At 49.5% G+C, this 26054-nt stretch carries 15 protein-coding genes; 3 read left to right on the forward strand and 12 right to left on the reverse strand.

Annotated elements, in window-relative coordinates; translation table 11 throughout:
• Positions 1–69 precede the first annotated feature (69 nt).
• Positions 70–915 carry a prephenate dehydratase gene (gene pheA / locus H6F52_RS24220; protein WP_190536990.1) on the reverse strand — a complete coding sequence of 282 codons (846 nt, stop codon included), beginning with the start codon at positions 913–915 and terminating at the stop codon, positions 70–72.
• Positions 916–1234: 319 nt separating this feature from the next.
• On the opposite strand from pheA, the gene H6F52_RS24225 reads away from it, so the two are divergent.
• A complete protein-coding gene (locus H6F52_RS24225) occupies positions 1235–1816 on the forward strand; it encodes a DUF1997 domain-containing protein (protein ID WP_190415395.1) in 582 nt (193 codons plus the stop codon).
• Positions 1817–1921: 105 nt separating this feature from the next.
• On the opposite strand, the gene H6F52_RS24230 is transcribed toward H6F52_RS24225, so the two are convergent.
• From H6F52_RS24230 to H6F52_RS24260, 7 genes are all read right to left on the reverse strand, one after another.
• Positions 1922–2551, reverse strand: a complete 630-nt coding sequence (locus tag H6F52_RS24230; protein WP_347276072.1) for a ribonuclease HII — start codon at positions 2549–2551, stop codon at positions 1922–1924.
• Positions 2552–2736: 185 nt separating this feature from the next.
• Positions 2737–4968: an Rne/Rng family ribonuclease gene (locus H6F52_RS24235; protein ID WP_190536991.1), complete on the reverse strand. Its 2232-nt coding sequence runs from the start codon at positions 4966–4968 to the stop codon at positions 2737–2739.
• 637 nt (positions 4969–5605) lie between these two features.
• Positions 5606–6775 (reverse strand): IscS subfamily cysteine desulfurase, encoded by a 1170-nt coding sequence (locus tag H6F52_RS24240; protein ID WP_190537028.1) that lies wholly within the window; start codon positions 6773–6775, stop codon positions 5606–5608.
• 211 nt (positions 6776–6986) lie between these two features.
• Positions 6987–9104 (reverse strand): serine/threonine-protein kinase, encoded by a 2118-nt coding sequence (locus tag H6F52_RS24245; RefSeq protein WP_190536992.1) that lies wholly within the window; start codon positions 9102–9104, stop codon positions 6987–6989.
• Between the two features lie 179 nt (positions 9105–9283).
• Entirely contained in the window at positions 9284–11353 is a 2070-nt protein-coding gene (locus H6F52_RS24250; protein WP_190536993.1) for a serine/threonine-protein kinase, read from the reverse strand.
• A gap of 381 nt (positions 11354–11734) precedes the next feature.
• Positions 11735–12160, reverse strand: coding sequence for a phosphomannose isomerase type II C-terminal cupin domain (locus H6F52_RS24255; RefSeq protein ID WP_190415385.1), 426 nt, complete (start codon positions 12158–12160; stop codon positions 11735–11737).
• A 232-nt stretch (positions 12161–12392) separates the two neighbouring features.
• Positions 12393–14525: a phosphodiester glycosidase family protein gene (locus H6F52_RS24260; protein ID WP_347276248.1), complete on the reverse strand. Its 2133-nt coding sequence runs from the start codon at positions 14523–14525 to the stop codon at positions 12393–12395.
• Positions 14526–15354: 829 nt separating this feature from the next.
• Here H6F52_RS24260 and H6F52_RS24265 point away from each other — a divergent pair.
• Positions 15355–20007, forward strand: coding sequence for a glutamate synthase-related protein (locus H6F52_RS24265; protein ID WP_190536994.1), 4653 nt, complete (start codon positions 15355–15357; stop codon positions 20005–20007).
• Between the two features lie 236 nt (positions 20008–20243).
• Here H6F52_RS24265 and H6F52_RS24270 read toward each other — a convergent pair whose 3' ends face one another.
• The 4 genes from H6F52_RS24270 to H6F52_RS24285 form a co-directional block, all read right to left on the reverse strand.
• Positions 20244–21242: a polysaccharide deacetylase family protein gene (locus H6F52_RS24270; protein ID WP_347276249.1), complete on the reverse strand. Its 999-nt coding sequence runs from the start codon at positions 21240–21242 to the stop codon at positions 20244–20246.
• Between the two features lie 357 nt (positions 21243–21599).
• Positions 21600–23186: a bifunctional pantoate--beta-alanine ligase/(d)CMP kinase gene (locus tag H6F52_RS24275; protein ID WP_190536995.1), complete on the reverse strand. Its 1587-nt coding sequence runs from the start codon at positions 23184–23186 to the stop codon at positions 21600–21602.
• Between the two features lie 177 nt (positions 23187–23363).
• Positions 23364–24539, reverse strand: coding sequence for a septal ring lytic transglycosylase RlpA family protein (locus tag H6F52_RS24280; protein WP_242034048.1), 1176 nt, complete (start codon positions 24537–24539; stop codon positions 23364–23366).
• A gap of 305 nt (positions 24540–24844) precedes the next feature.
• Positions 24845–25003: a hypothetical protein gene (locus H6F52_RS24285; protein ID WP_190536997.1), complete on the reverse strand. Its 159-nt coding sequence runs from the start codon at positions 25001–25003 to the stop codon at positions 24845–24847.
• On the opposite strand from H6F52_RS24285, the gene purM reads away from it, so the two are divergent.
• The gene (gene purM / locus H6F52_RS24290) at positions 25002–26054 is read left to right on the forward strand and encodes a phosphoribosylformylglycinamidine cyclo-ligase (RefSeq protein ID WP_190536998.1); all 1053 of its coding nucleotides are present in this window, start codon (positions 25002–25004) and stop codon (positions 26052–26054) included. The genes H6F52_RS24285 and purM overlap by 2 nt on opposite strands.

The raw sequence follows: 26054 nt of genomic DNA on the forward strand, positions 1-26054 counted from the left end.
AAGTTTGGGATTTTGTAGAGACGCTCGATATAGCGTCTGGTTTGAGTTTTAAAGACTACAGTCCCAAGACTAGAGTTTCCCTACCGGCAGAATTGAATAGCTACCAAAGATTTTGAGCGTTTCGGTATAAGTGGATAATTCTTCTAACGCGGATTGAACCGATGCCTCTGTAGTGTTCGCTTCCAAGTCAATAAAGAACAGATAGTCGCCAAGACTCCGCTTCGTCGGGCGAGATTCAATTCGACTCAAGTTAATGTCACGGCTGGCAAACACTTGAAGCAGTTTGGCGAGTGCCCCAGGTACATTGGCAGGAACGCTGAACGCCAAAGAAGTACAACTGCCTCCGGTAGCGGGTTGTAAACTCAGCACCCAGAACCGCGTGTAGTTGTCAACATAATCATTAATCGGGCAAACCAGAATCGGTAGATTGTAGAGTTGAGCAGCTCTAGAGGAAGCGATCGCCCCCGCTGTTTTGTCCTCATCCAGATACTTGAGAGCTTCCGTCGTCGCATTTGTCGGTACCAGCTGCGCCTGCGGCAGAAACCGCTCCAGCCACCCCTGACACTGAGCCAAAGCCTGTGGGTGAGAATAAACGGTCTGAATTGCCTCTAAATTCGGCGCTCGTGACATCAGAGCATGAGAAATTGGCAGTACCAAAGCTTGTTGAATTTGCAGCGTATCTAACTGCCACAGGGTATCCAACGTTGTCGTAACACTGCCCTCAACCGAATTTTCTACCGGCACCACAGCTAGATCCACTTGTCCCTGCGCTGCGGCTCGGAGTGTCTGAGCAATGCTGGAATAGGGACATAACAACGCTTCCTTTCCCATCTGGGTTAGCCAGCTAACATAAGCCAAAGCAGCGGCTTCTGCGTAAGTGCCAGGAGGTCCTAAGTGTGCAACGGATACGACCATTAAAGCTAGCCCTTTATTTTTCCGTGATAGTCATTCTGACACCTTTTTTACCTTTCTCAGAAAGTCGGTGCTAACGAGGCTGTCCCTCGCAAGGGATAGAGTGGAGCTACTTTATGCCCTATCCCAGTGTCTATTTCTTATGCCTCCGAAAGAGGAGACCTGCTTTATAAATTTTTATAATTACAGAATGCTTTAGTTGATGCCTTCTTTACTAGGACGGATTTTAGCTCCAGAAAAAATTCTGTCCGCTTTTTTAAGAACTGTAAAGTAAAATTAATTTAATTTAGCGTACAGAATTACATTCTGTTACCATCCTCTCATGCAAACTCAATTTGTTGCCTCCCAATCTGTTCAAATTGCTGTTCCGGAACAACCTGTTCCCATTCAGCATTATTTGCGCCAGCCCCAACGTCTTGTGCAGGCTCTAGTCGATCCGACTCGAATTGAACAACTCAGTGACGAGCTTTTTCGTTTGAAAATGCGTCCCTTAAGCTTTATGACCCTGAGCATTCAACCAATTGTGGATTTAAGAGTATGGGCAGAGTCGGATGGAACAGTTCATTTAACATCTACAAATTGCGAACTGCGTGGTGTTGAATATATCAACCAACGCTTTGCTCTCAATTTAATTGGTAAGCTTTCTCCGTGCGAATTGAATGGAACAACTCATCTCAAAGGAAAAGCAGATTTAGAGGTCAAAGTAGAGCTGCCGCCGCCTTTTTTGTTTACCCCTAAGCCGTTTTTAGAAGCGACTGGAAATGCTCTACTCAAAAGTGTACTGTTAACTATCAAACAACGATTGATGCATCAGTTACTTTTAGACTATCGTCGGTGGGCAAACGCTACTAATTCTCAGTCCTCTGCAATTAGCAATCAGCCTTCCGAAAGTTTTGAGTTTTGAAATTATTAGAGCGGTTTTGCTCGTTTTATCTGTTGTCTCAGCAATATGTTTGGATAAACCCGCTTGTACTCAATTGCTCAGGAGTAGGGCATCAGTAAATTGTTTTTATTGATTACCCACCCGACAGGGACTAAAAGACATTCGATGCAAGCGCGAAGGACCGTATTGTTGCAGAGCTAAGAGATGCGGAGCAGTACCGTAACCTTTATTAGCTGCTAAATGATAGGCAGGATACTGGGTGGCGAAACGCATGATTAAGTCGTCGCGCCACACTTTGGCAACAATGCTGGCCGCAGCAATGACCAGCGATCGCTCATCACCCTTCACAAGATTCTGTTGCGGTACCGCCAAGTCTGGCAGCGACCACTTCCCATCAACCAGACACATCTGCGGCTGTACCTTTAGCTTAGTGACAGCCCGCTTCATTGCCAATAACGACGCCTGCAAGATGTTGATCTGGTCAATTTCCTGATTGTTGGCATAACCGATTTTCCAGTCAAGCGCGATCGCTTGAATGTGTTCTGCCAGTTTGCTGCGCCGATAGCTAGACAGCTGTTTGCTGTCTCTAACCCCAGCGGCTGCAAGTTCCTCAAAAGCAGACTTTGGTAAAATTACAGCCGCTGCCACCACTGGCCCAAATAAAGCCCCGCGCCCCACTTCATCCACTCCGGCAACCAGTTCCCAATCGCCAGCTAACTCTGGCAGATCGGCTGGGTTGAAATTTGGTTTGCGGATTCGCTTTACGACGGCGGGGGCATTTTGCACTTGCGGCGACACGATCGTTGACTCCTTGAGAATTTAGCTTCTGACGAATGAAGGATGAATCATAACCGTATGGAACTGAATTTTTAGGTAAATACCTACAGTCTTTCTCGTTTCATCCTTCATCCGGCGCGTTAGCGCCGCTTCGCTAACATCCTTCAGCCTTCAGAAGCCTCCGTTGCAGAAGACCGACGACGCCGCCGCCGGTTTATCACGGGGCTACTTTCGGCTTCATTAGAGGATGCAGAAGAAGCACTCTCCACAGTGTCTTCTTCGCTAGGAACTTCGGGTTCGGGCATTACCACAGGCATCACCAACTGAGTTGGTGGTTCCTCGTCCGTTGTCTCATCTCCCCCATCTCTCATCTCATCTTCCTCGTAGGCGGAGGATATATAAGAGAATTTCTCGTCAAGCGCGGACTCTACGCCAGGAATATCCCTATCTATGATGTTATCTATGACGCTGACAGCTTCCCTGCTTGGTTCTACAGACGGTGCAGGTGCAGTTTGGGCAGACTCTCCGGGTAAGGTGACAGAAACAATCGCTGATTTAGGATTTTTGACCTGCCGATTCAGGAGTACCAACGGAGAAATTCCCATTAAAGCATAGATATCTTGTTGCTCTGGGGTCATTTCAATCGAAACAATCTCCGGCGGTTCAACTTCCTGCCTGGAAGGCTTAGGACGCTCCGGTCTTGACGCCCGACGACCTTCTTCCACAGCGGGTAAAACGGGCAATGGCGCTGCTGTAAATACCTCGGTGTCTCTGGATACTTCTGGTTCTGCCACCGGACTCTGTCTGAAATGATTCACCAGTGGCGGAGAAGTCGAGACTCGAACGGGATTTTTAGTGATTTCCTCTCTTGCAGCAGGTTCGCCAATACGGCGGCGACGACGACGGCGATTATTGTTATTGACTCCTCCCCGTTCCTGATAACTGGGATGATGCATCAAATCCATTGCGTCATCATCATCATCATCATCAACAGCTAAATCTAAGGCTTCGCTGCGACTTTCACGGATGTCTGGGAGGGGCATTTCCCGGACGCCAAGTTCGTTTCGTTCGTTTCGTTCGTTTCGATAAGGTGCCGTCCGGACTTCCCTTACAGGCACTGGCACAGAATGCTCGGCAATTTCCCCGCCATTTCGGGCAGGCTCACCGGGAAGGCGAACTTGATGCCCCAAGCCGCCGCAGGTCGGGCACGCCTGACTAAACAATTCGTAAATATTTTGACCTTGGCGCTTGCGGGTCAGTTCTACTAAGCCGAGTTCTGAGAGTTGAGCAATCTGCGGTCTTGCTTTATCTACTTTCAGTGCTTTGTTAAAGTGTTCCAGCACTTGCAGCTGGTCTCGCCGCTGATCCATGTCAATAAAGTCAACAATAATCACACCGGCGATATTCCGAAGCCGCAGTTGGCGGGCAATTTCCGTTGCTGCCTCGCTGTTTGTCCAAAGAACCGTTTCGCGGGCTGTTGCGGAGCGGGTAAAGGAACCGGAGTTAACATCGATGACCGTCAATGCTTCCGTCGGTTGAATGATAATGTAGCCACCAGAAGGAAGATCGACTCTGGGCTTGAGGGCTTCTCGAATCGCGGCATTGACGCGGAAGTATTCTAAAATCGGGAGACGCTCGCGGTGATGGTCGATCAAAACCCCTTCAGGCGATCGCCCTCCGCTCCAGCTAAGTAAGTATTGCTTAACTCGTTTGACTCCCGTGTGGGAATCTACCACAATGCGATTGACTTCCGCACTGTACATATCTCGCAGGACGCGCTGAATGAAATCATCGTCTCGATTCAACAGCGCTGGTGCCCTGGTGGAGTTTACCTCTTGCTGAATTGCCTCCCACTGTTTTTGCAGAGACTCTAAATCTTCAATGATGGCTTCTTCCGAGCGTCCTTCTGCTTCTGTCCGCACGATCAGCCCCATACCTGCGGGTTTAATCAGAACCGCTAACGCTCTTAGGCGGTTGCGTTCGCTCTCACTCTTGATTTGCCGAGACAGACTTACACCCCGTCCGAAGGGCATCAACACTACATAGCGTCCGGGTAAGCTGACGTTTCCGGTAAGCCGGGGGCCTTTGTTGCCCGTCGGCTCTTTCATCACTTGTACCAAGACTTTCTGCTGGGGTGTCAGCAGTTCTGTAATCGCACCCGCAGAGCGTTTTAGCCGCAACGGACCCAAGTCAGTAACATGAATAAAGCCATTGCGCTCTGTATCTCCAATGTTTACAAAGGCGGCATCTATCCCAGGTAAGACATTTTCAACAACGCCCAGATAAATGTCTCCAACTTGATGGTTGCCAGTCGCAACGACGAGTTCTTGAATTTGATCTTCCCAAAATACGGCAGCGATTCGATGCTGCTCTGCGATGATAATTTGCTTTGGCATTCAATTTCCTCAAAATTTGCAGCAAGCTGATAGCACAACAGACAGGCGGAAGTTGCTCACTGGCAGAAGGCGGAATGGAATGTATTCATTTATCCTTCCGTATCCTTCGAGGTACAACGAAGAGCTGCTCTTCGAGAAGACCTTCGGTCTACGCCCCACATCCTTCATCCTTTCGAGGTGACTCTCACTTTTGCTCAAAAAAAATAACAGTGTCAGCCTGAAACAACTCTGTACGGGCCGGTTTTGTTTTACCTTCTGGTTCAATGACAGCAGGGATAGATTCTAAACCCGCCCCTACCTAGAGAGAATAAAGGTGCGATCGCCCATAGTCACTGGAATCAGTAACCGACAAGCTGGGTCAACTCTTCCCCGATGAATTTAAGTTGCCAGTGCCATCCTTTTTCAAAAAGGTTGAACGCTGGACTTTGCCAAGAATGAACAGAAAGTCTCAAAGAAAAGCTAGCTGCGCGAGCGCCACCATGACAGGTTCACACGAGGGGCAACCCGATGGAGCCTCGATCCGCAATTGCTTCTATTGTGATGTATTATATCGCGCTGTTACGCCGATCGGACGTAACTTAGATTGGCAGTGGCGTTAGCCAGAACTTTCTCAACCTAAGTTTGCAGATTTGGTTGCTTAACCGACAATCGAAGCTTGCCTACGCAGACTGGAAATCGTCGCGAGCGCGTGCTGTGCGACTCGATCGATCTCCTCCGCTGTATTCTGCCGTCCAATCCCAAACCGCACCGACGCATAAGCCAGCAGCTCCGAGCGTCCTAGCGCTGTCAGGACATGAGAGGGAGACACTTTGACAGAGGTACAAGCCGATCCAGAAGACACTGCCACCACTGGTTGCAATCCCAGTAATAGCGCCGCTCCATCTACACCCTCGACACTAATATTAAGGTTTCCGGGTAGTCGCTGGGTGGGATGTCCATTTAAATGAATCCCTGTCAAACCGCTTAGTTGCTGCCATAGGCGTTCCCGCAACTGGACGAGGCGTTGCGTCTGCGATTCCATTTCCGTGAGTCCCAGTTCTACTGCCTTGGCAAACCCAACAATTTGCGGTGTATAAAGAGTACCAGAGCGCATCCCCCGCTCATGTCCGCCTCCATGTATTTGGGGTGCCATTTGAACTCTAGGGTTGCGGCGTCGGACGTAAAGAGCGCCAATTCCTTTCGGACCATAGACTTTATGGGCAGTCATTGACATCAGATCAATATTCATCGCCGCTACATCTAGGGGAATTTTGGCAATTGCTTGGGCTGCATCCGTATGGAAAAGTACCTGATGCTGGCGACAAATTGCCCCAATTTCTGCCAACGGCTGTATAATCCCAATTTCGTTATTCGCCGTCATCACCGAAACTAAAATCGTGTCCGGACGAATCGCTTTCTCTAACTGAGATAAATCAATGAGTCCATCGCTTTGGACTGGGAGGAAAGTCACCTCGAAACCAAGCGATCGCAAATAGTCACAAGGATCAAGAACCGCGTTATGCTCCGTCTCTACGGTAATAATGTGGCGTCCTTTTTGAAAATAAGCTTCCGCGACACCTTTAATCGCTAAATTATTCGCCTCCGTCGCACCGCTAGTAAAGACAATTTCTTCCAGTGTGGCGTTAATCGCGTCTGCCAAAATTGCTCTGGCTTGTTTGACAGCAGCTTCCGCTTCCCAGCCATAGACATGGGTAATACTGGCAGGGTTGCCAAAATGCTCGGTAAAGTAAGGCAGCATTGCCGCTAACACCCGCTCATCAAGAGGTGTCGTTGCATGGCAATCGAGATAAATAGGGCGCTGAGTCAATTGTTTCGTTGAATGGTTCACAATCCCATTTTGGCAAATTGTAGGTTTAGCAATTGAGGATACGATAGCTATAGCCTCAGCTCGGTGCAGAAGGAGGTTCCCATGAGTCTGACTATCCAGGATTTAGAAAAGCTGCAAGAAAAGCGATGAATGTTTTAGGGCGATCGCTTTCTAGGTTTTCTAGAAAAATTATCCCAAGATCCTCAATATTTTAGGGCGACGATTGCCAAACCTCGATTTTCCCTTCCTCACCATTGCTGACCAGGGTTTTCCCATCAGGACTAAAAGTAACAGAATTAACAGCGCCTGAATGGTTAGAAATCGGGCTTTTTAGCTCTCCTGTTTGTGGATTCCACAGCTTGATTGTATTGTCCCTACTCCCACTCGCGAGAGTCTGCCCATCGGGACTGAAAGCAACCGAATTAACATAGTCTTTATGGGCAAAGATAGTCCGTGTAGGGCTACATGGCTGTGCGCCTTTACAACCCTTCAAAAGCTCTTGCAGATTCCATAGATAAATTTTGTCGGAAATGTTGCTAGTGGCGAGAATCCGACCATCTGGGCTAATGGCGACAGCAGGAACACCATTGTCTGAAGGCTCGGAGACGGTGCTAATCAGGGTACCTGTGGACAGATTCCACACTTTGATTGTTTTGTCATCGCTGCCACTGACAAGGGTTTGTCCATTTTGAGCGATCGCAACCGATAAAATAAAGCCTGAATGCCCCTTGAGAGTATTTTTCAGTTGCCCCGTGCCCAGATTCCACAGCTTGATTGTCTTGTCCTTACTCCCACTGGCGAGAGTTTGTCCATCTGGGCTAATCGCAATCGAAAAAACCCGGTCTTCAGGCCCTGATTTGAGGGTTTGCAGTAGTTGCCCAGAGTGCAAATTCCACACTTTAATGGTTCCGTCACCACTACTACTTGCTATCTTCTGCCCATCAGGGCTGAAGGCAATAGAATAAACCCAGTCTGAATGACCTTTGAGGGTTTGCAGTTGTTGTCTCGTCCCTAAATTCCACAGCTTGATAGTGTTGTCATCACCACCGCTTGCGAGGGTTTGACCATCCGGGCTAATCGCAACCGAATAAACATTTTTTGAATTTCCAATAAAAGTATTGGCTAAAGCAATATTTTCTACCCGATCCCAAGAATTATTGAGTTTTTGCAACGACGGTGATGGACTATTTGAAATTTGTAATAAGGGTGATGAATTATTTTGTTTCGGAAAGTAGTAAATCCCCGCTGTTAGCGCGAAAGCAGTGGCAAGACCGACTCCAATTCCGATCAGCCAATGAGGTTTATTTCGAGGAGTCGCAACACCAGCATTGCTAATGGGTGTATCGACCGAGGATGTTGATAACTCAGCAACAGCATCCTGGATTGTTTGTGGCTGAGATGGGTCGGTTTGAGGTAATAGTGTAGAAGTGACAATTGGTTGAGTCGTGGCTGCTGGAGGCGTTAGGGTTTGTGTGGGTGGCACATGATAAGCCCCCGTTGACATTTGGGAATTAACCCATTGAAGTGCTTGCAAAGCTTCTGTTGCTGTTTGGTAGCGTTGACGGTGGTCATAGCGCACCATTTTGTCTAAAACATCGGCGAACGGCTGGCTGACTTGTACCTTATCCCGCCAAATCATCTCGCTGGTTGTCGGATCTTCTGGTAACTGGCTGGGTGGTATTCCTGTAATTGCTTGGATACCAATCATTCCCACTGCATATATATCGCTACAAAATCGCGGTTTGCCACCGAGTTGTTCGTTCGCCATGTAACCGGGCGAACCAATCGCAACCGTTAAAGTAGTATTCCTTTCAGAGTTAGTTTTTTGAGCGCTAACTTGTTTAACTGCCCCAAAGTCAATTAAAACGATCTTTCCATCTTGTTTGCGCCTAATTAAATTTGAAGGTTTGATATCGCGATGAATGACCTCTTGCTGATGAACAAATTCTAATATTTTTAAAATGTCTCCACAGAGGGTCATTACCTGATTTTCACTCAGATGCTTACCAACAGGTAACTCTTGCTTGAGTTCATGCCCTTCGATAAATTCTTGTACTAAATAGAACTCTTGCTCTTGTTCAAAATGAGCCAAAAGTTGGGGAATTTGATCGTGTTTTCCCAGCTTGTAGAGGACTTGGGCTTCTCGATCGAATAAACGCTGTGATACTTGTAAAGTTAAGGGGTCGGTAGCTTGGGGTTTAAGTTGCTTAACAACACACAGTGGATTTCCGGGTAGCTGCCGATCTTCAGCCAGGTAAGTTTGACCAAAACCCCCGCGTCCCAAGTGTTTGACGATGTAATAGCGACCACTGAGCGTTTTTCCCAGCATGACATTTGTACAGTGTAGTTGTCTGATAGTTTAGCCTTGGGAATCGGGAAATCCACAGAGTACGCGAACTGACAAGTCAGCGCTAGGCTAACCCCTCGCTTCGCATGAGCGCGATCGCTTTTCGCCCTCTTGTTTCCTCAGCCTTGATTCTCTACCCTTATTTCCCCAAGCTTCTAGCTTTAAGGCACGCTCCAAACCTTAATGGTTCCATCCAGGCTAGTACTGTAAATCGTCTGCCCATCCGGACTAATCGCAATTGCGAAAATCGTGTTGGAATGTCCCGTCAGGGTGCGAATCAATTCTCCAGTCCGCCGATTCCACAATTTTAGGCTGTTTTCCTTAGTACCACTGCCACTAAAGAGCATCTGACCATCTGGACTGAGGGCAACCGCATACACTCCTCCAGAAAAAGAGCCATTTGGCAATCGAGATCCATGAGGAAACGTATTCAGCAGTTTGCCTGTTTGTAAATTCCATAATTTTGTAGTTCCATCTGGACTGCCACTGGCTAAGGTTTCACCATTCGAGCTAATCGCGATCGCCCTCACTGCCTCGATATGTCCCCCAAAGGTGCGGCGCAGTTCGCCCGTTTCCAAATTCCACACATTGATGTCATAAACGTTACTACTGACCAGTGTTTGTCCATCTGGACTAATGGCAACATTCCGAACGCCCTCATCTAGCCCTTCTTTGATCCCGATCAGCGATCGCACCAATTCACCTGTTTGCAGGTTCCACACCTTGATGGTTTTGTCCTGACTACCGCTAACAAGGGTTCGCCCATCTCGGCTAATCGCAACGGAATACACATCCCCTAAATGCCCCCTCAGGGTGCGAAGCAGTTCCCCTGTTTGCAGGTTCCACACCTTAATTGTTTTATCGGCACTCCCGCTCACGAGGGTCTGACCATCCGAACTGATGGCAACAGAATAAACATATCCTGAATGCCCGGTCAGCGTGTGAATGATTTCTTTGCTGCGGACGTTTCTAATCTTAATCGTCTGGTCGAGACTGCTACTGACAAGGAACTGACCATCCGGGCTAATTGCAATCGATGTAACGCCGCCTGCATGACCGGGGAGGGTGTTGACTAAAGCAATTTCTTGTGGTTTTTCTCCAATGGTATGAGGTCTTTGAAAATAGAAAATTCCGACTGTCAGAACTAGAGCTGTAGCAATACCCGCGCCAATTCTTATTAGTACAGGAGCCTTGTTTTGGATAGTAGAAATCCCTTCTTCATCAGACTTTGGTGGTGCTTCCTGAATGACCGATGTCGCCACAGAAGAATTCTGGTTTGTCGGTTGCCTTGCTGATGAGATTTGAATCGACAGCGTCTGCGTGACGGGTAGCAACGAAGCAGTAGGTGATGACCTGACGTTATAAGAAGGGGGTGTCATCGGCTGCGTTACTAAGTCAGTATTGAGCTGCTGGAGCGCCTGCAAAGCTTCTATTGCTGTTTGGTAGCGTTGGCGGTAGTCATAGCGCACCATCTTGTCTAAAACGTCTAGTAGGGGCGCGGTATACCGCGTCCCTACCGGCAGGCGATCGCGCCATAAAATTTCACTGTTTTTGGAGTCTTCTGGCAGTTGAGATGATGGTAATCCGGTAAGGGCTTGAATTCCCAGCATCCCTACAGCATAAATATCGCTGCTGAATCGGGGTTTACCGCTGAGTTGTTCGTTTGCCATATAACCAGGCGAACCAATCACCACCGTTAAAGTTGTCTCCCCGGAAGGACTGACAGTCTCCGTGCCGACTTCTTTAACGGCTCCAAAATCAATCAAGACTAATTTGCTATCTTGCTTGCGCCTAATTAAATTTGACGGCTTAATATCCCGGTGGATGACATCTTGCTGATGGACAAAAGCTAAGATTTCTAAGAGGTCTTGTAAAAGGACAAGGACTAAGTCCTCTTTCAGTTGCTTACCAACGGGTAATTCTTGCTTGAGTTCGTGCCCTTCGATGAATTCTTGTACTAAATAAAACTCTTGCTCCTCCTCAAAATGAGCTAAAAGTTGAGGAATTTGATTGTGATTACCTAAGCGATAGAGGACTTGAACTTCCCGATCGAATAAACGTCTAGCTACCTCCAACGTTAATGAATCGTTAGCCTTGGGTTTGAGTTGCTTAACGACACATTGTGGATTGCCCGGTAGCTGCTGATCTTCGGCAAGGTAAGTTTGACCAAACCCCCCGCCTCCCAAGTGTTTGATAATTTGGTAGCGACCACTGAGCGTTTTTCCCAGCATGAGGTAGATGCAGTGTTCTGGCAGTTATTCTAGATTAGTCCCCAAGGCTCTGGTTTTGCTTGCCAGCCTTAGATGTTTTAACGCCCAACCCCTACCCCTGCAAGAGAAATCAGGAAACTTGTCCAGTTTCACAGGTCTCACTGAGTAGAAACACTCGTCTCGCTTTAGATGACTCCTGGCTCGTCCGGGAATGACAAGAGCCGTGGGAATGCAATAGATGAATGAAAGATAGAATTGGACTGCGGCGCGATCGCATGCCCTCCGGAAACCATTTAGGGCGACTCCCACATCATGATGGAAGAACGCCCTAGAAAATTTGATTTCAAAAAAATACTGAAATCGGGTAGTCGCTCGTCGAGCTACCCAACTTTGAACCCTAGCCTACTTTTTTTGCTGACTGCGGGAGTAGTCATCTTGAAAACGAACAATGTCATCTTCTCCTAAATATTCCCCATTCTGAACCTCGATTAATACCAAAGGAATGACACCAGGATTCTCTAGGCGATGAGTATGGCATTGAGGAACATAGGTCGATTGATTGCTGCTAAGGGTCAGTTCTTGCTCGCCACAAACAACCTTCGCTGTGCCTGAAACCACGATCCAGTGTTCGCTACGGTGGTAGTGCATTTGCAGGCTGAGCCGGTGACCAGGCTTTACTTCAATGCGCTTGATTTTGTAGCCTCGCCCTTCTTCCAGAATCGTGAAAGAACCCCAAGGGCGCAATTCCGTTGCAGCAATTCCGTTGGTGGCTATCGAACTGGGTAAAGGGAAGGCAGAAGTTTGAGAAATTTCTTGCGCCTGAGCCATTGATGTTTCTCCTTAAAACCGTTGCTTTGTCAGCATGGTGAATACATTTTGAGAATGGACGATTGTAGTGAGCGATCGCTGACACATTGAGGGAATCTTTGCCAAACATAGCAAATCAAACCAGGCTGTTGTAACCGTAAACTACTGAATCCTCGCAATCTACATCAAGTCTTCATAGAAGTTTTAACGGTTGACAAATTGGCTAAATCGTAAAAAAATCCTAAATCAGCGACTACCGGGTGGGCTGGAAGAAGATACCAAGACCGTTGTGAACGCGGGCGGCACTGGAGGGAGGGCGATCTAGGAGCTGCCCCCCTAAGTAGAGGCTGGTAGAGCTGCCACCGTCGAGGTTGAGGGCGTCAATGATACCCATTTTTTGCATCAGGGCAGCCATTTCTCTCAAGGTAGGCCCAGTTCCACCAACGCGATTGTGAACGGCAACAATCATTAGGTTGCCGTCTGCGGTCGTTCCAATTGCACTGCGAATTGCGGCTTGCTTATCGAAAGCGTCGCTAAATTGCTCGCCTTTGGCATTCAGCACAATTTGCCGATTTTGCAACAAAAGGGGACCAGCACCAACAATGTGCGGGTAGCGGTTAAAGTCAGCAGGGACAGTAGCTCCCTCTACCCATACTTTCGTACCAAGCGGGAGAGAAGCGGCTGGTCCTCGGTTAGCGCGTAGGGTGAGTAAGAAACCATTGCGGGGAATGGGAAAGGCAGTTTTACCCGCAATCCCTCCGGGTAGAAGGCTCGTGACTTGGTTGTTCTGGACAACGACAATGATTTCATCATCAATGAGCGGCGTGTAGGTTGCTCCCCACTCCGGGGTATAGCGGGAAATGCCTGCCTTGACGTAGCCACTGTTGAGGAAAAAAATTGGCAACCGCGCACCCGTTGAGGTGATTAAAGTTTCTTGGAGCGCCAGACGCCCAATTTTCACCGCTCCCGTATCATTCCAGGCGATCGCGCCTCGATTCAGAATCGGCCCGGATAACCAGCGCCCATCCCGCCGAATTGCGCCTAAAGGTAGCTGGTTCTTGCGATTAAAAAAGCCCCCGTTGACTGCCGCCGAGGCGTGCCACATCTGGGCTGTCTCGCTCAGGGGAGCGACTCCCATCATCTTGGAAGGATGGCTCCAGATCGGTTTCATTTTAAAAAAGGGCAAGTTGACATCCCCCTGAAGACGGGGATTCAATATCAGCCCAACTACCGGAAATCGGGAAGAACCCAAACTCACATACTGCTGTTTCCAGCGGATTCCTTTCGCCCAAAGAATATCTCGCTCTACCATCGCCTCTGGTAGAAAATCGATAACCAATCGATTCGGGTTGGGTAGGGAGGAAAAGCGAGGAGACAGACCGGCTGGAATGTTGATACGGATTTGGGTTTGGTTCTGAATTGATTCCACCACTGGAGTCGGTAATTTCGAGCGATGGGGAAGTGGAACTATCGAGGGAATCTCTCCTTCTGTTTCCCTGTCCTTCTCTGCGACCTTCCCTTGCTTCGGAGCCTGTAGCAGCGGTACTGGAGCGGAAGAAAAACGCTGGAGGAGAGCGGGAGTAGCCACTGCATCCATTGTGACGACTAATTCTTCACCCTCTTTTCTCACTTGCCACGGCGTCGGACGATCGATCTCGATCGTCATGCGCGAACCCCTCGGTTGCAGTGCTGGTTGAATATCTGCCACTTGCGCTGGCTTAGAGGAAATCAAGAGCTTGGTGCCCTTTACCTCCATCTTCCAACCGGCTCTCTGGGCGAAATCGGTAATATCTAGATAGCGATACGACCCCACTGCCTGCGTCGCTAACATTAGCGGCTCCGTTGCCGGTTGGGAAAACCACTGTACCGGCTGTCTGGTGACATCTCCAGTATTTAAAAGCTCTACCCCCAATGTTTGACTCATCCCGGCGTCGCTAATTCCGGTACGGACAGACTCTCCCAGCCGCCACTGACTCCAAGTGGCTGGCAAGGTGCGACCGTTGATAGAAACTTGATAACCCAACCGAGAAATCTGAGGCGATGCTGAAGGCACCAACGCCTGTGTGGTTAGGGGCAATTCCGGTGCCGGTAATTTTTGAAGTTTCCCAGTGGGAGCTGCAACAGGCAACGCTTGACTGGGCAACTTGTTGGGCCTGCTGAGAGCGGCATAAAACTGTAATCCTTTGGGGGGAAGCTTGTGGGGGGCTACAGGTATCTGCTTGGCAGTCGGTGGTGCTATCTGGCTCTTTTCTTCGCTCTCCCGTGCCTTTAACACTGGCTCTTTAGTGCTTCCGACCGGGGAAGAAGTCGCCATGTAAACTGAGAGGGCAATAATGGACGGGAGCGAGAAAGCGATTAGGCGACCGGGGGCAATTATGCCCGCCACACCATCGAACGTCTCACTCTGTGACGTCGTTCTCCTGATCATTCGACAACATCAATAAAATAGGGCAGCTCTTCTGTAGGGGCGTATTTGCCATACACCTGGATAACGCTGGATGCGTGTCTACAGAGTCAAGACTTCTAAAATAACTCAGCGCGTCAGCAGCACAACTATCAAAAAACAATGACTTTATCTTCTCAAGCCTGCTTTTTTAGCTTCATAATAAAAAGCATAACCGCAGGGTTCGGCAAGACGCTTTATTCAACAACTCAATAGGGCGAAGCATTCGCTCTCAAAGTAGCGGCTAAAAACATAGCCCAGTCTGGACTTGGTGTTGACGATAGCCCCTACAATTTGTTTGTCCTGGCTCTATGTCTTGGGGTCGCTTACCAGTCCCTTGACTAGCGTCGGGGATTTATATTAGGCGTCATTAAAAAATGATAAGATGTCTAATCCGTCACTCTTGCAGGCTGCTGGGATAGGAATCGGGTTAGAACGAGGTTCTTAACAGCACCTTGCGGGAAGCGATCGCTCTGACAACCAGTTTTGTCACCCTTGGCTCTAGCGCAAAAAAAGCAGAAAAAGTAGTAATGTCATTCAGTTGCAGCCTTCATGGTCAAATGGCATCTATATCTAGATAAGTCAGGCTTTGGAGGCATCACCTAGTCTCGGCGAGAGAAGACTGAAATGAGTGTTTAAATACATTGACGACGAGTTTTGTCATCGTTTGACAATTTTTAATCCTGTTGTTTAGTAAAGTCTTGCCACAGGGTTAGCAACCTGAGAACGGGAAATTTGTATCAGTAAGTAAAGGAAAAACGTGGATCAGCTCATGGAGAACAGGAGTGTGAATGATAATCATCAATTACAGGGAACGCTAAAGGGGGCAGAAACCTCTCCTGGCCCGCGATGGTTGGTAGAGGAACGCGATGCCTGCGGCGTCGGCTTCATCGCCAATCCGCAGGGAACGCCAGAGCATGAATTAGTCGAGAAGTCTTTATCTGCCCTGGCTTGTCTGGAACACCGGGGCGGTTGTAGTGCTGACCAGGATTCTGGGGATGGAGCCGGTTTGATGACCGCCATTCCGTGGGAACTGTTGGGTGAATGGTTGGCAACTCAAAGCATAGAAATGCCCCCGACTCAGCAGACAGGGGTGGCAATGGTATTTTTACCCCAAGATACCGAAGCTGCCAGCAGAGCCAAGGACATTGTTCGGAAAACTCTCGAACAGGAAGAATTAACTGTCTTGGGATGGCGAGAGGTGCCAGTACAGCCCCAGGTGCTTGGGATACAGGCAAAAGAGAACCAGCCACGAATCGAGCAGCTGATCTGTACCTCGACCCATTTACAGGGCGATGAACTGGAACGAAAGTTGTATTTGGCTCGCTGCCGTATCAGCAAGGCACTCAAGGCCAATAGCGACCTCGATCTAGAATGGTCGGAAGATTTTTACGTCTGTTCGTTCTCTAGCCGCACCATCGTTTATAAGGGCATGGTGCGCTCCGCCGTGCTGGGAGAATTTTATACAGATTTAAAAAATCCAGTTTATAAGAGCGCCTTTGCTGTCTATCACCGCCGCTTCAGCACCAACACCCTGCCCAAATGGCCTCTAGCCCAACCAATGCGGCTTTTGGGGCACAACGGCGAGATTAATACGCTGTTGGGAAATATTAACTGGATGATGGCACGAGAGGCAGAGCTGAAGCACCCGCTTTGGGGAGAACGCATCAACGACCTCAAGCCACTCGTTCATCTCGATAATAGCGACTCGGCAACTCTTGATAACGTACTAGAGTTACTGGTACGCACGGGTCGGAGTCCTCTGGAAGCCTTGACGATTATGGTGCCAGAGGCGTACCAAAATCAGCCGGAATTGTTGGAGCGTCCAGAAATTGTTAATTTTTATGAATATTACAACGGGCTTCAGGAACCTTGGGATGGCCCAGCACTGCTAGTATTCAGCGACGGGAAAAAAGTAGGGGCGACCCTCGACCGCAACGGTCTGCGACCGGCTCGATACAGCATCACGCGGGATGGCTACGTCGTCGTCGCTTCCGAAGCCGGTGTAGTCGATTTGCCCGAAGCAGAGATTCTGGAAAAAGGTCGCTTGGGGCCAGGTCAAATGATCGCCGTTGACCTGGAAACCCACGAAGTTCAAAAAAATTGGGAGATTAAGGAACGGATTGCCGCTACCCATCCTTATGGAGAGTGGCTAGCGTCTCACCGACAAAATCTAGCAGCGGAGCCTTTTGCACTAGAACCAAAGCTGGATAATCAAACCTTGCTGCGCCAGCAAATTGCCTTTGGCTACACCACTGAAGATGTGGAAATGGTCATTGAGGAAATGGCGTCTTCTGGAAAAGAACCGACATTTTGCATGGGAGATGACATTCCCCTCGCAGTGCTGTCAGAAAAGCCGCATTTGCTTTATGACTATTTCAAGCAGCGCTTCGCCCAAGTGACAAATCCGCCAATTGACCCCCTGCGCGAAGGCATGGTGATGTCGCTATCGGTTTCTCTGGGTAAGCGGGGAAATCTCTTGGAAGTGAAACCAGAGTATGCCCGGTTGCTGAAGTTAGAGTCTCCGGTTCTGAATGAAGCACAACTAGAGCAAATCTGCGCTTCTTCTTTCGAGACAGAGCAGTTCTCAACGCTGTTTGAAATTGAGAAAGGGCCAGAAGGGCTAGAGGTAGCGGTTAGAAGCTTATGCGAAGCAGCGGCTCAAGCCGTCCGTGCTGGGAAAGAAATAATCATTCTAAGCGATCGCATAGCGAATGGTATTAGTGCCGAATCCAGCTATATTCCACCGCTCCTAGCTGTAGGGGCAGTACACCATCACTTGATCCAGCAGGGTCTGCGGACGAGGGCATCCCTAATTGTCGATACCGCTCAGTGTTGGAGTACGCACCACTTTGGTTGTCTAATTGGCTACGGTGCTTCTGCGGTTTGTCCTTATCTGTCTCTGGAAACCGTGCGTCATTGGTGGAGCGACAGCAAGACGCAAAATATGATGCAGCGGGGCAGAATCAAGAGTATTAGCTTAGAGCAGGCTCAAAAAAATTACTGCAAAGCGGTAGAAGCTGGATTGTTGAAAATTCTCTCAAAAATGGGGATTTCTCTACTGTCTAGCTATCAAGGGGCACAAATTTTTGAGGCAATTGGTATTGGAGGAGATTTGCTGAAGCTCGGCTTCGCGGGGACGGCGTCGCGCCTCGGTGGCTTGAGCGTAGCAGAACTTGCCCAAGAAGTGATGTCCTTCCATTCGGCGGCGTTCCCAGAAGTGCCGCGCAAAAAGCTGGAAAACTGTGGCTTTGTGCAGTACCGTCCGGGGGGCGAGTACCACATGAACAGCCCGGAAGTTGCCAAGTCGCTGCATCAGGCGGTGAAGAATCCGCAGTACGACCACTACGAAGTTTATCAAAAGCACTTGCAAGGGCGACCCGTAACGGCGCTCAGAGATTTGCTGGATCTAGAAAGCGATCGCGCCCCCATTCCACTGGCAGAAGTAGAGCCAGTCGAGGAAATTTTCAAGCGTTTCGCTACAGGTGGGATGTCTCTAGGGGCATTGTCGCGGGAAGCGCACGAAACCCTCGCGATCGCCATGAACCGCATCGGCGGTAAATCCAACTCTGGAGAAGGCGGCGAAGACCCAGTTCGTTACAAAGTTCTCGATGATGTCGATGAAATGGGTCATTCCCAGGTCTTACCGCATCTGAAAGGATTAAGGAATGGGGATACGGCTTCTTCTTCGATTAAGCAGGTTGCTAGCGGTCGCTTTGGCGTCACCCCTGAGTACCTGATGAGCGCCAAGCAAATTGAAATCAAAATCGCTCAAGGTGCCAAGCCGGGAGAAGGCGGTCAGCTACCGGGGACAAAAGTTAGCCCTTACATCGCCATGCTGCGCCGTTCCAAGCCTGGGGTGACGTTGATTTCGCCGCCGCCGCACCACGATATCTATTCCATTGAAGATTTGGCGCAGTTAATTTTTGACTTGCACCAAATTAACCCGAAAGCGGGAGTATCGGTGAAGCTGGTAGCAGAAGTTGGCATCGGTACCATCGCGGCTGGGGTCGCCAAAGCAAATGCCGATATTATCCAGATATCCGGTCACGATGGGGGTACGGGCGCTTCTCCGCTGTCGTCGATTAAACACGCCGGAAGCCCTTGGGAACTGGGGTTAACCGAAGTGCATCGCGTCCTCATGGAAAACAGCTTGCGCGATCGCGTAATTCTGCGAGTAGACGGTGGCTTCAAGAGCGGCTGGGATGTCGTCATCGCCGCTTTAATGGGCGGAGAAGAATACGGTTTCGGCTCGATTGCCATGATTGCCGAAGGCTGCATTATGGCGCGGATATGTCATACCAATAACTGCCCCGTAGGCGTAGCTTCTCAGCAAGAAAACTTGCGGAAGCGCTTCCCCGGAATGCCAGAACACGTCGTCAACTTCTTCTACTTTGCGGCAGAAGAAGTGCGGAGTCTCTTGGCACGGTTGGGATATCGGTCGCTCAACGACATCATTGGTCGAGCCGATCTCTTGAAGGTGCGCCCAACGAAACTCACCAAGACACAGGCCCTGAATCTAGATTGCCTGACCCGTCTTCCCGATACCCGCGAAGACCGTTCCTGGCTGGTTCACGAGGCAGTTCATAGCAATGGCCCAGTTTTGGACGATCAACTGCTCAACGACCCGGAAGTTAAAGATGCGATCGCAAATCAGTCGAGCGTGACCAAAGCTGTAACCGTGGTAAATACAGACCGGACAGTTGGGGCAAGGATTGCCGGAGCGATCGCATCTCAATATGGAAACACCGGCTGGAGTGGCAGTCTTACCCTCAACTTCCAAGGCAGTGTGGGTCAAAGTTTTGGTGCCTTCAACCTCCCTGGCATCACTCTCAACCTGGAAGGTGAGGCAAATGACTACGTAGGCAAGGGGATGCATGGTGGCGAAATTGTCATCAAGCCGCCCCAGTCAGCCACCTACGATCCAGCCCAAAACGTGATTGTCGGCAACACCTGTCTCTACGGTGCCACGGGCGGCATCATGCTTGCCAATGGTCAAGCTGGTGAGCGCTTTGCCGTTCGCAATTCCAAGGGCATGGCGGTGATCGAAGGTGCAGGCGACCACTGTTGCGAATACATGACTGGCGGCGCGATTGTCGTCTTGGGCAGAGTCGGACGCAATGTGGGCGCGGGGATGACCGGGGGTTTAGCTTACTTCCTAGATGAGGATGGCAGCTTTACATCGAAGGTAAATCCGGAAATTGTCAAGCTGCAACGAGTCAGGACACCTGCCGGTGAGCAACAACTCAAAGAGCTGATTGAGCTGCACGCCGAACGTACAGGTAGCCAGAAAGCAAAAGATATTTTAGCCAACTGGGCTGAGTCTCTAGCCAAATTTTGGCAAGTTGTGCCTCCTTCCGAGGCTGATTCTCCAGAAGCCAATCCTGAAGCAACACCAGAAAAGGTGCTTAGCTCGGTGCAGTAAATAAAAAGTGAAGGGGAACCTGACGGGTTCCCCTTACAAGCATCATAGAGAAGAAATTCTTGCTCTATAAACTCTATAAATGCCTGCGATATCGTACAGGCCAGTGGGATTCAGCATGATGGTAATGAGTGAAAGTAAATTTCTTTAATTCAAAATTCACCACTCAAAACTTAAACCTTTTTCCCAATCATCAGCCACCTCTGTATAGCCCATGAAACGGGAAATATTATCTTTCTTTATTCAGTTTTGGGAGCAGCCGGTTGAGTTTTGGGAGCAGCCGATTGAGCTTTCGGAGAAGCTGACTTAGCAGCAGCGGCTAACTTCACTTCTTTGTCTTGCATCTCCATCAGTTCTGGCACCGTGACAAACCTGTAGCCACGCTTTTTGTATTCGGTAATTAATTGGGGTAAAGCCCGCACCGTGTGGTCTCGATTGCCACCTCCATCGTGCATCAGGACAATTCCGCCTGGTGTGATTCCAGTTAGCGCGTGCTTGATGAATAATGGCACCGAAGGACGGCTATAGTCTCTTGAATCAGAAGACCACATCACAACCGCGTAGTTCTTCTTATGGGCGTAGGCGGCTAATCCGTTTTTAAGATGACCACCGGGTGGACGAAATAGAGTTGTCTTGATGCCTGTAGTTTGATAAATCATGTCGGATGTACGGTCAATTTCACTGGAAGCTCCAGTTTCGTTGAAGCGATGGTAAAGGTGGCTCCAAGTGTGATTGCCAATCGCGTGACCATCCAGGGAAACTTGACGCGCCAAATGGGGAAAATTTTTCACGTTCTTCCCCACCATAAAGAATGTTGCCTTGATGTTATTTTTCTTGAGAATTTCCAGCACTTCCAACGTGCTTTTAGGCCAAGGTCCATCATCAAATGTCAGGGCGATAACTTTCTCTTTGCTGCTGAGTGTTACTTCCTGAAAGGTTTTGCCCTGAAATTGCGTAGGTACAGAAACCATCAGGCGTCTGTCTTGTGCCTCCTGTTCCAATCGAGAGAATACCTTTACAAATGCCTCATCTCGCTGTGCCTTTAAAGCTAGGATATCAATGCCACTTTTTTCGGGGGTGTGATGCCCCATTTTTTCAGTAGGGGATAGAAGAATTTCTGGATCGCTACCTTGTGGGTTTACTGGCAACATGAGACCAGCAATAAAACTACTAGCAGCCGCAGCCAGAGCAATTAATGTTGTTTTTTCCCGCCACAGAAATCTGTCATACTTTGCCACGTTAAGTCCCCTCCACTCCTCCTTTCATCCGGGCGGCAATTCATCTGCCGCCACTTCCAGACACCATGCTTCTCAAAAATTTTTTCACAACTAGCGGCGCAACTTGCGCGAGCAAGACTGCTAGCTAGAGGACGTGCGTCTACTGTCCTTTGTTCGTCTCTAGAATCCCTGTCTAGAGCGCTAAAAGCTAGAAACTATATCATTTATCGTTAAGTTGCTTATTTTTTGTACAGGGCAGTGAAGTCTGCCCTGTTGCAGGCTACAGCAAAATACTCACCAACCAGAAGTTAATCCGGGTTAAAGTTAGTTTTTACTAACCTTGTATTTTTGTTAAACCGTACATTCAGAAAGCAGCCGCTAGACAGGCACAGACAGCCTTTGATGATAAAGGCTGACAATTTGTGCAGTGACTTCGGCTATGCTCAGACCGTCGGTTTGGATCTCGATGGCATCGGCTGCCTTTCGCAGGGGTGCCAAGGCGCGGGTACTATCGCGGGTATCGCGTTCTTGAATGTCCCGCTCTAACTGCTCTAAACTGACTTCTGGCTGAGCTTGGTTTTTCAGGTCTTGCTGACGGCGTTGCGCCCGTGCTTGAGCGGAGGCGGTTAAGAAGATTTTGAGTTCCGCATCCGGGAAAACGTGGGTGCCGATGTCGCGTCCTTCGGCGACGACGCCTCCTTTTACTCCCCAGCGCTGCTGTTGTTTTACGAGTTCTCGGCGGACGTAGGGTTGAGCAGCGATCGCTGATACTTGAGCTGTGACTTCTCGCGAGCGAATTGCCTGGGTGACTTCGCGGTCATGAATCCAAACCCGCACAGGCGTCTGGAGGTCGTCACTGGTGCTTAGCTGAATCTGAGAACCGCTCGCTAATTCGGCGATCGCGGGTTCATCTTTGACGCTGGTTCCTGATTCCAGAACCAGCCAAGTCAGGGCGCGGTACATCGCCCCGGTGTCTAAATAAAGTAGTCCTAAAGACTGGGCAACCGTGCGGGCTACGGTCGATTTTCCTGCTCCGGCAGGGCCATCAATCGCCAGAATCGGCTGGCGATCGCGCAAAGTTACATTATCAATCAAACGGGTTGTTCCTAGCCGCGCCGCGATGCTTAACAGTCCCGCCTCGTCAACTTTTTCCAATCGCATGAGAGTTGTTGGGTGAACCAGTTCAATATACTCGATCTGTACCTCTGGGACGAGTGCAAATTCCTTTTGAGCTGCCTCAATGAGAACAATGCGATCGCGATCGCCCGATTTAAATTTCTTCTGCGCTTGCTGCAAGCCGCGATACAAGACAGACGCCTGCTCTTTCTGCTCAGCACTTAGATACTGATTGCGGGACGAGAGTGCCAGTCCCGACGCCTCCCTGACGATTGGACACCCAACAATCTCTACCGGCAAATTGAGATCCGCCACCAGACGCCGGATAATCGCCAGTTGCTGGGCATCTTTCTCGCCAAAATAAGCATGAGTCGGTTGTACCAGGTTCAATAGCTTCGCCACCACTGTCGCCACTCCCTGAAAGTGTCCGGGACGAGAGCGACCGCACAACAATGAGGTCATGCTCTCCGGTGGAACTACCTGAGTTAAGTCATTGGGAATGGGTAATTGGGAATCGGGAACAGGCGCAAGCGTCCTTCCCACATTCCTCATTCCGTACATTTCTTCAGGAGCGGGGGCAAAAATCGCATCTACCCCCGCTTGTTCGCACAATTGCCAATCCTGCTCTAGCCGACGAGGATATTGTTGAAAATCCTCTGTCGGGCCAAACTGTAACGGATTTACGAAGATGCTGACGATGACCCGATCGTTGTCGCGTCGAGCGTGTTGGATTAAGCTAAGATGCCCTGCGTGCAATGCTCCCATTGTCGGTACAAAACCGATTTTCAAGGGATGCCGGTATAAATCCAAGTAGCAGTGCAATCCAGCAGTTGTCGTAAACAGGCGCACCAAACCCCCCTTTTTTGGTTGTTAGTGGTTAGTAATTGGTTTTCGAGCAACTAACTACTAACCACTAACACTACTCTCTGCCCAGTAGTCTATCTCCAGAAAAGAGGATTGGGCGTTTTAGGTGAACAGGAGGTTCAATGTCAAGAGTCTGGGCTTAACACCTTTGTGGCTAAAAGTTTAGTTGTCATCAACTGCTACCTTCTGCGGTTTGCCCAGAATTTCTACACGCACGGGTGCCACACCACTGCTGATCATGCCTAGAACTCTAGCAGCCCCGGCTGACACGTCAATGATCCGACCCCGGATAAAAGGCCCCCGATCGTTGATTCGCACAATGACAGAACGCCCGTTGTTTGTGTTAGTCACGCGCACTTGGGTTCCGAAAGGTAAGGTACGGTGAGCCGCGGTCATTGCATTCTCATTGAATCTTTCACCGCTGGCACTTTGAGTGCCATTGCCAGCGTAACCATACCAGGATGCCATGCCCTTAAGCTCGGAGATGACTGGTCTGTAGGCAATGGCGTTCGATGGTTGTTGCACGACGCGCGATCGCTCGTTCGCGACTCTGGAAGAGCTAGGGCGCTTGGCAATCTGGCGCGGCTTGGGCTTAGATACGGGTATACCTGCAATTGCCCGTAGCGGCGGCGCGTTCCCCATCAGGCGTCTCAGCCGATTGGTTGCTTGTAAGGCATCGGTGGCAACGTTACGAGTGGTGTCGGGCAATCTTGTTTTCCCGTTCACTTCCACCAGTTCCTCGCCATTCACTTTAATGCTGTAGTTGCTCTTGTCACCATTCCAAACGACTGCGATCGCTTTCGCATCCACTTGCTCTCGGCTCAACTGATTCAGCTTCGCAGCAACAGTAGTGGCTCGCCAAACCGGATTGTCTTGAGAAGTGTTGGCATCCGCTTGACGCGACCCGTCTGAAGTTCTCAGGGCTTCCCCTACTTTCGTGCTTTCTGCGGGAGCTTGACGGGAGCCGAGAAAGGTTAAAACTGGAATACTGCGGACATAGAGTGTTGCTGCCTGATACCCGTTTAACTCATGGGGAAGAATTTTAGCAACAACCGCCCGATCCATTGCACTTGGACAAGGTTTTACTAAGCAACGGAGTGCGGATTGAGACTGGTATTCTCCCAATTTGACACCGTTGGTCGGCTGAAGGTTTGACGGTGTTGAGAGTAAGGGCGAAGAGACTGCTTGCCGAAGGTCGTTTTTAGTTACTCTCGATTTGCTTGTCTGTTGCGCCTGAGAAACACGGGATTCGGAAGCTTGGTTAACCCCCTTGATTGACTCCGCATAACTAGATGTAGTCGTACCCAGGAGGGCAGTCGTTAAAAGGGTTGCAAACATTCCGAAACAAAATCTTTGGTTCATAGAGTCCTTGTGAAAAGTACTGGGAGGTCGAGCTTAGAGCCAAATGCCAGTGGTAGCGCCAGACGGCTCATTTGCCCAATCGATAACTCGTACTCGTTCTGTGTTCACCCTGGTCTGTGGAACTGCAACAGACTACCATGAAGTTTTTGAAAAGGGGATCGGGGATTTCCTCTAGGAAGCAACAACTTTATGAAACCTTCACACAGTAATTTCCGAAAAAATGCGGTTATGATGTTGAAGTCAATATGGTTTGAGACAAAAATCAGGTTTCCGGAACTTTATCAGAACTTCACAAACGAGGAAGCCAGTTTGTGAATAATTGGTGAAGCAATCGGGGCATAGTGCTGCCCAACGGTACAAAATTGCGATCGCTGTCCTATCTGTCGCCTTAGCCAAGTAAAATACGTCTCTTGATCGCTGCTGAACAGGTTTGAATTCATGGATTATCGAGACGCTGGTGTAGATGTTGAGGCGGGGCGGAGTTTTGTAGAGAAAATCCGCAGTTTGGTGCAAAGTACGCACCGCTCAGAAGTATTGGGTGGTTTAGGCGGCTTTAGTGGTTGGTTTCAGTTGCCAACTGGATACAAAGAGCCGGTTTTGGTTTCAGGGACGGATGGCGTAGGCACCAAGCTAAAACTCGCCCATCAGCTCAACTTTCACCACACCGTGGGAATTGACCTTGTAGCAATGTGCGTCAACGATGTGTTGACGTGTGGCGCAGAACCGTTATTTTTTCTGGATTATTTAGCCACAGGGCAACTAAACCCAGAGCAGCTGACTCAGGTGGTTGATGGCATCGCTGCGGGATGTCGCGAGTCGGGGTGTGCCCTCCTGGGAGGAGAAACCGCAGAAATGCCGGGTTTTTACCAACTGGGCGAGTATGACTTGGCGGGTTTTTGTGTGGGGATTGTAGAAAAGAGCCAGATATTGGATGGTTCTCTGGTGAAAGAGGGAGATGTCGCGATCGCGCTTGCGAGCCAAGGTATCCACAGCAATGGCTTTAGTCTAGTGCGGAAGATTGTTGAACGTAGCGGCGTTGACTTGCACGCCTCCCCAACCGATGTCAGGGGGGAAGGCTTTGCGCTTTTAGACGGTAAGAATTTTGGGGAAGTTTTATTAACTCCCACCCGGATTTACGTCAAACCCGTTTTAGCAGCACGGAAGGCTGGGCTTGACATTCATGGCATGGCTCACATCACGGGTGGCGGCTTGCCAGAAAACTTACCTCGCTGTATTGGTGCCGATCTATCCATCCAGATCGATCTTCAATCGTGGGAGATTCCACCTATTTTTAACTGGCTTGCTGACGCTGGTGAAGTCAAACCCGCCGATATGTTTAATACTTTCAATATGGGCATCGGTTTTGTAGTCCTTGTGCCCCCAAACCAAGCCGACCAAACCATCAGCTGGTTTGAATCCCAAAATATCCCCGCCTATGCCATCGGCAAAGCGATCGCTGGTAGCGGGGGTCTGATTGGAATCCCAGATTAA

It is taken from the genome of Coleofasciculus sp. FACHB-542, from assembly GCF_014695825.1.
GTDB lineage: Bacteria > Cyanobacteriota > Cyanobacteriia > Cyanobacteriales > FACHB-T130 > FACHB-T130.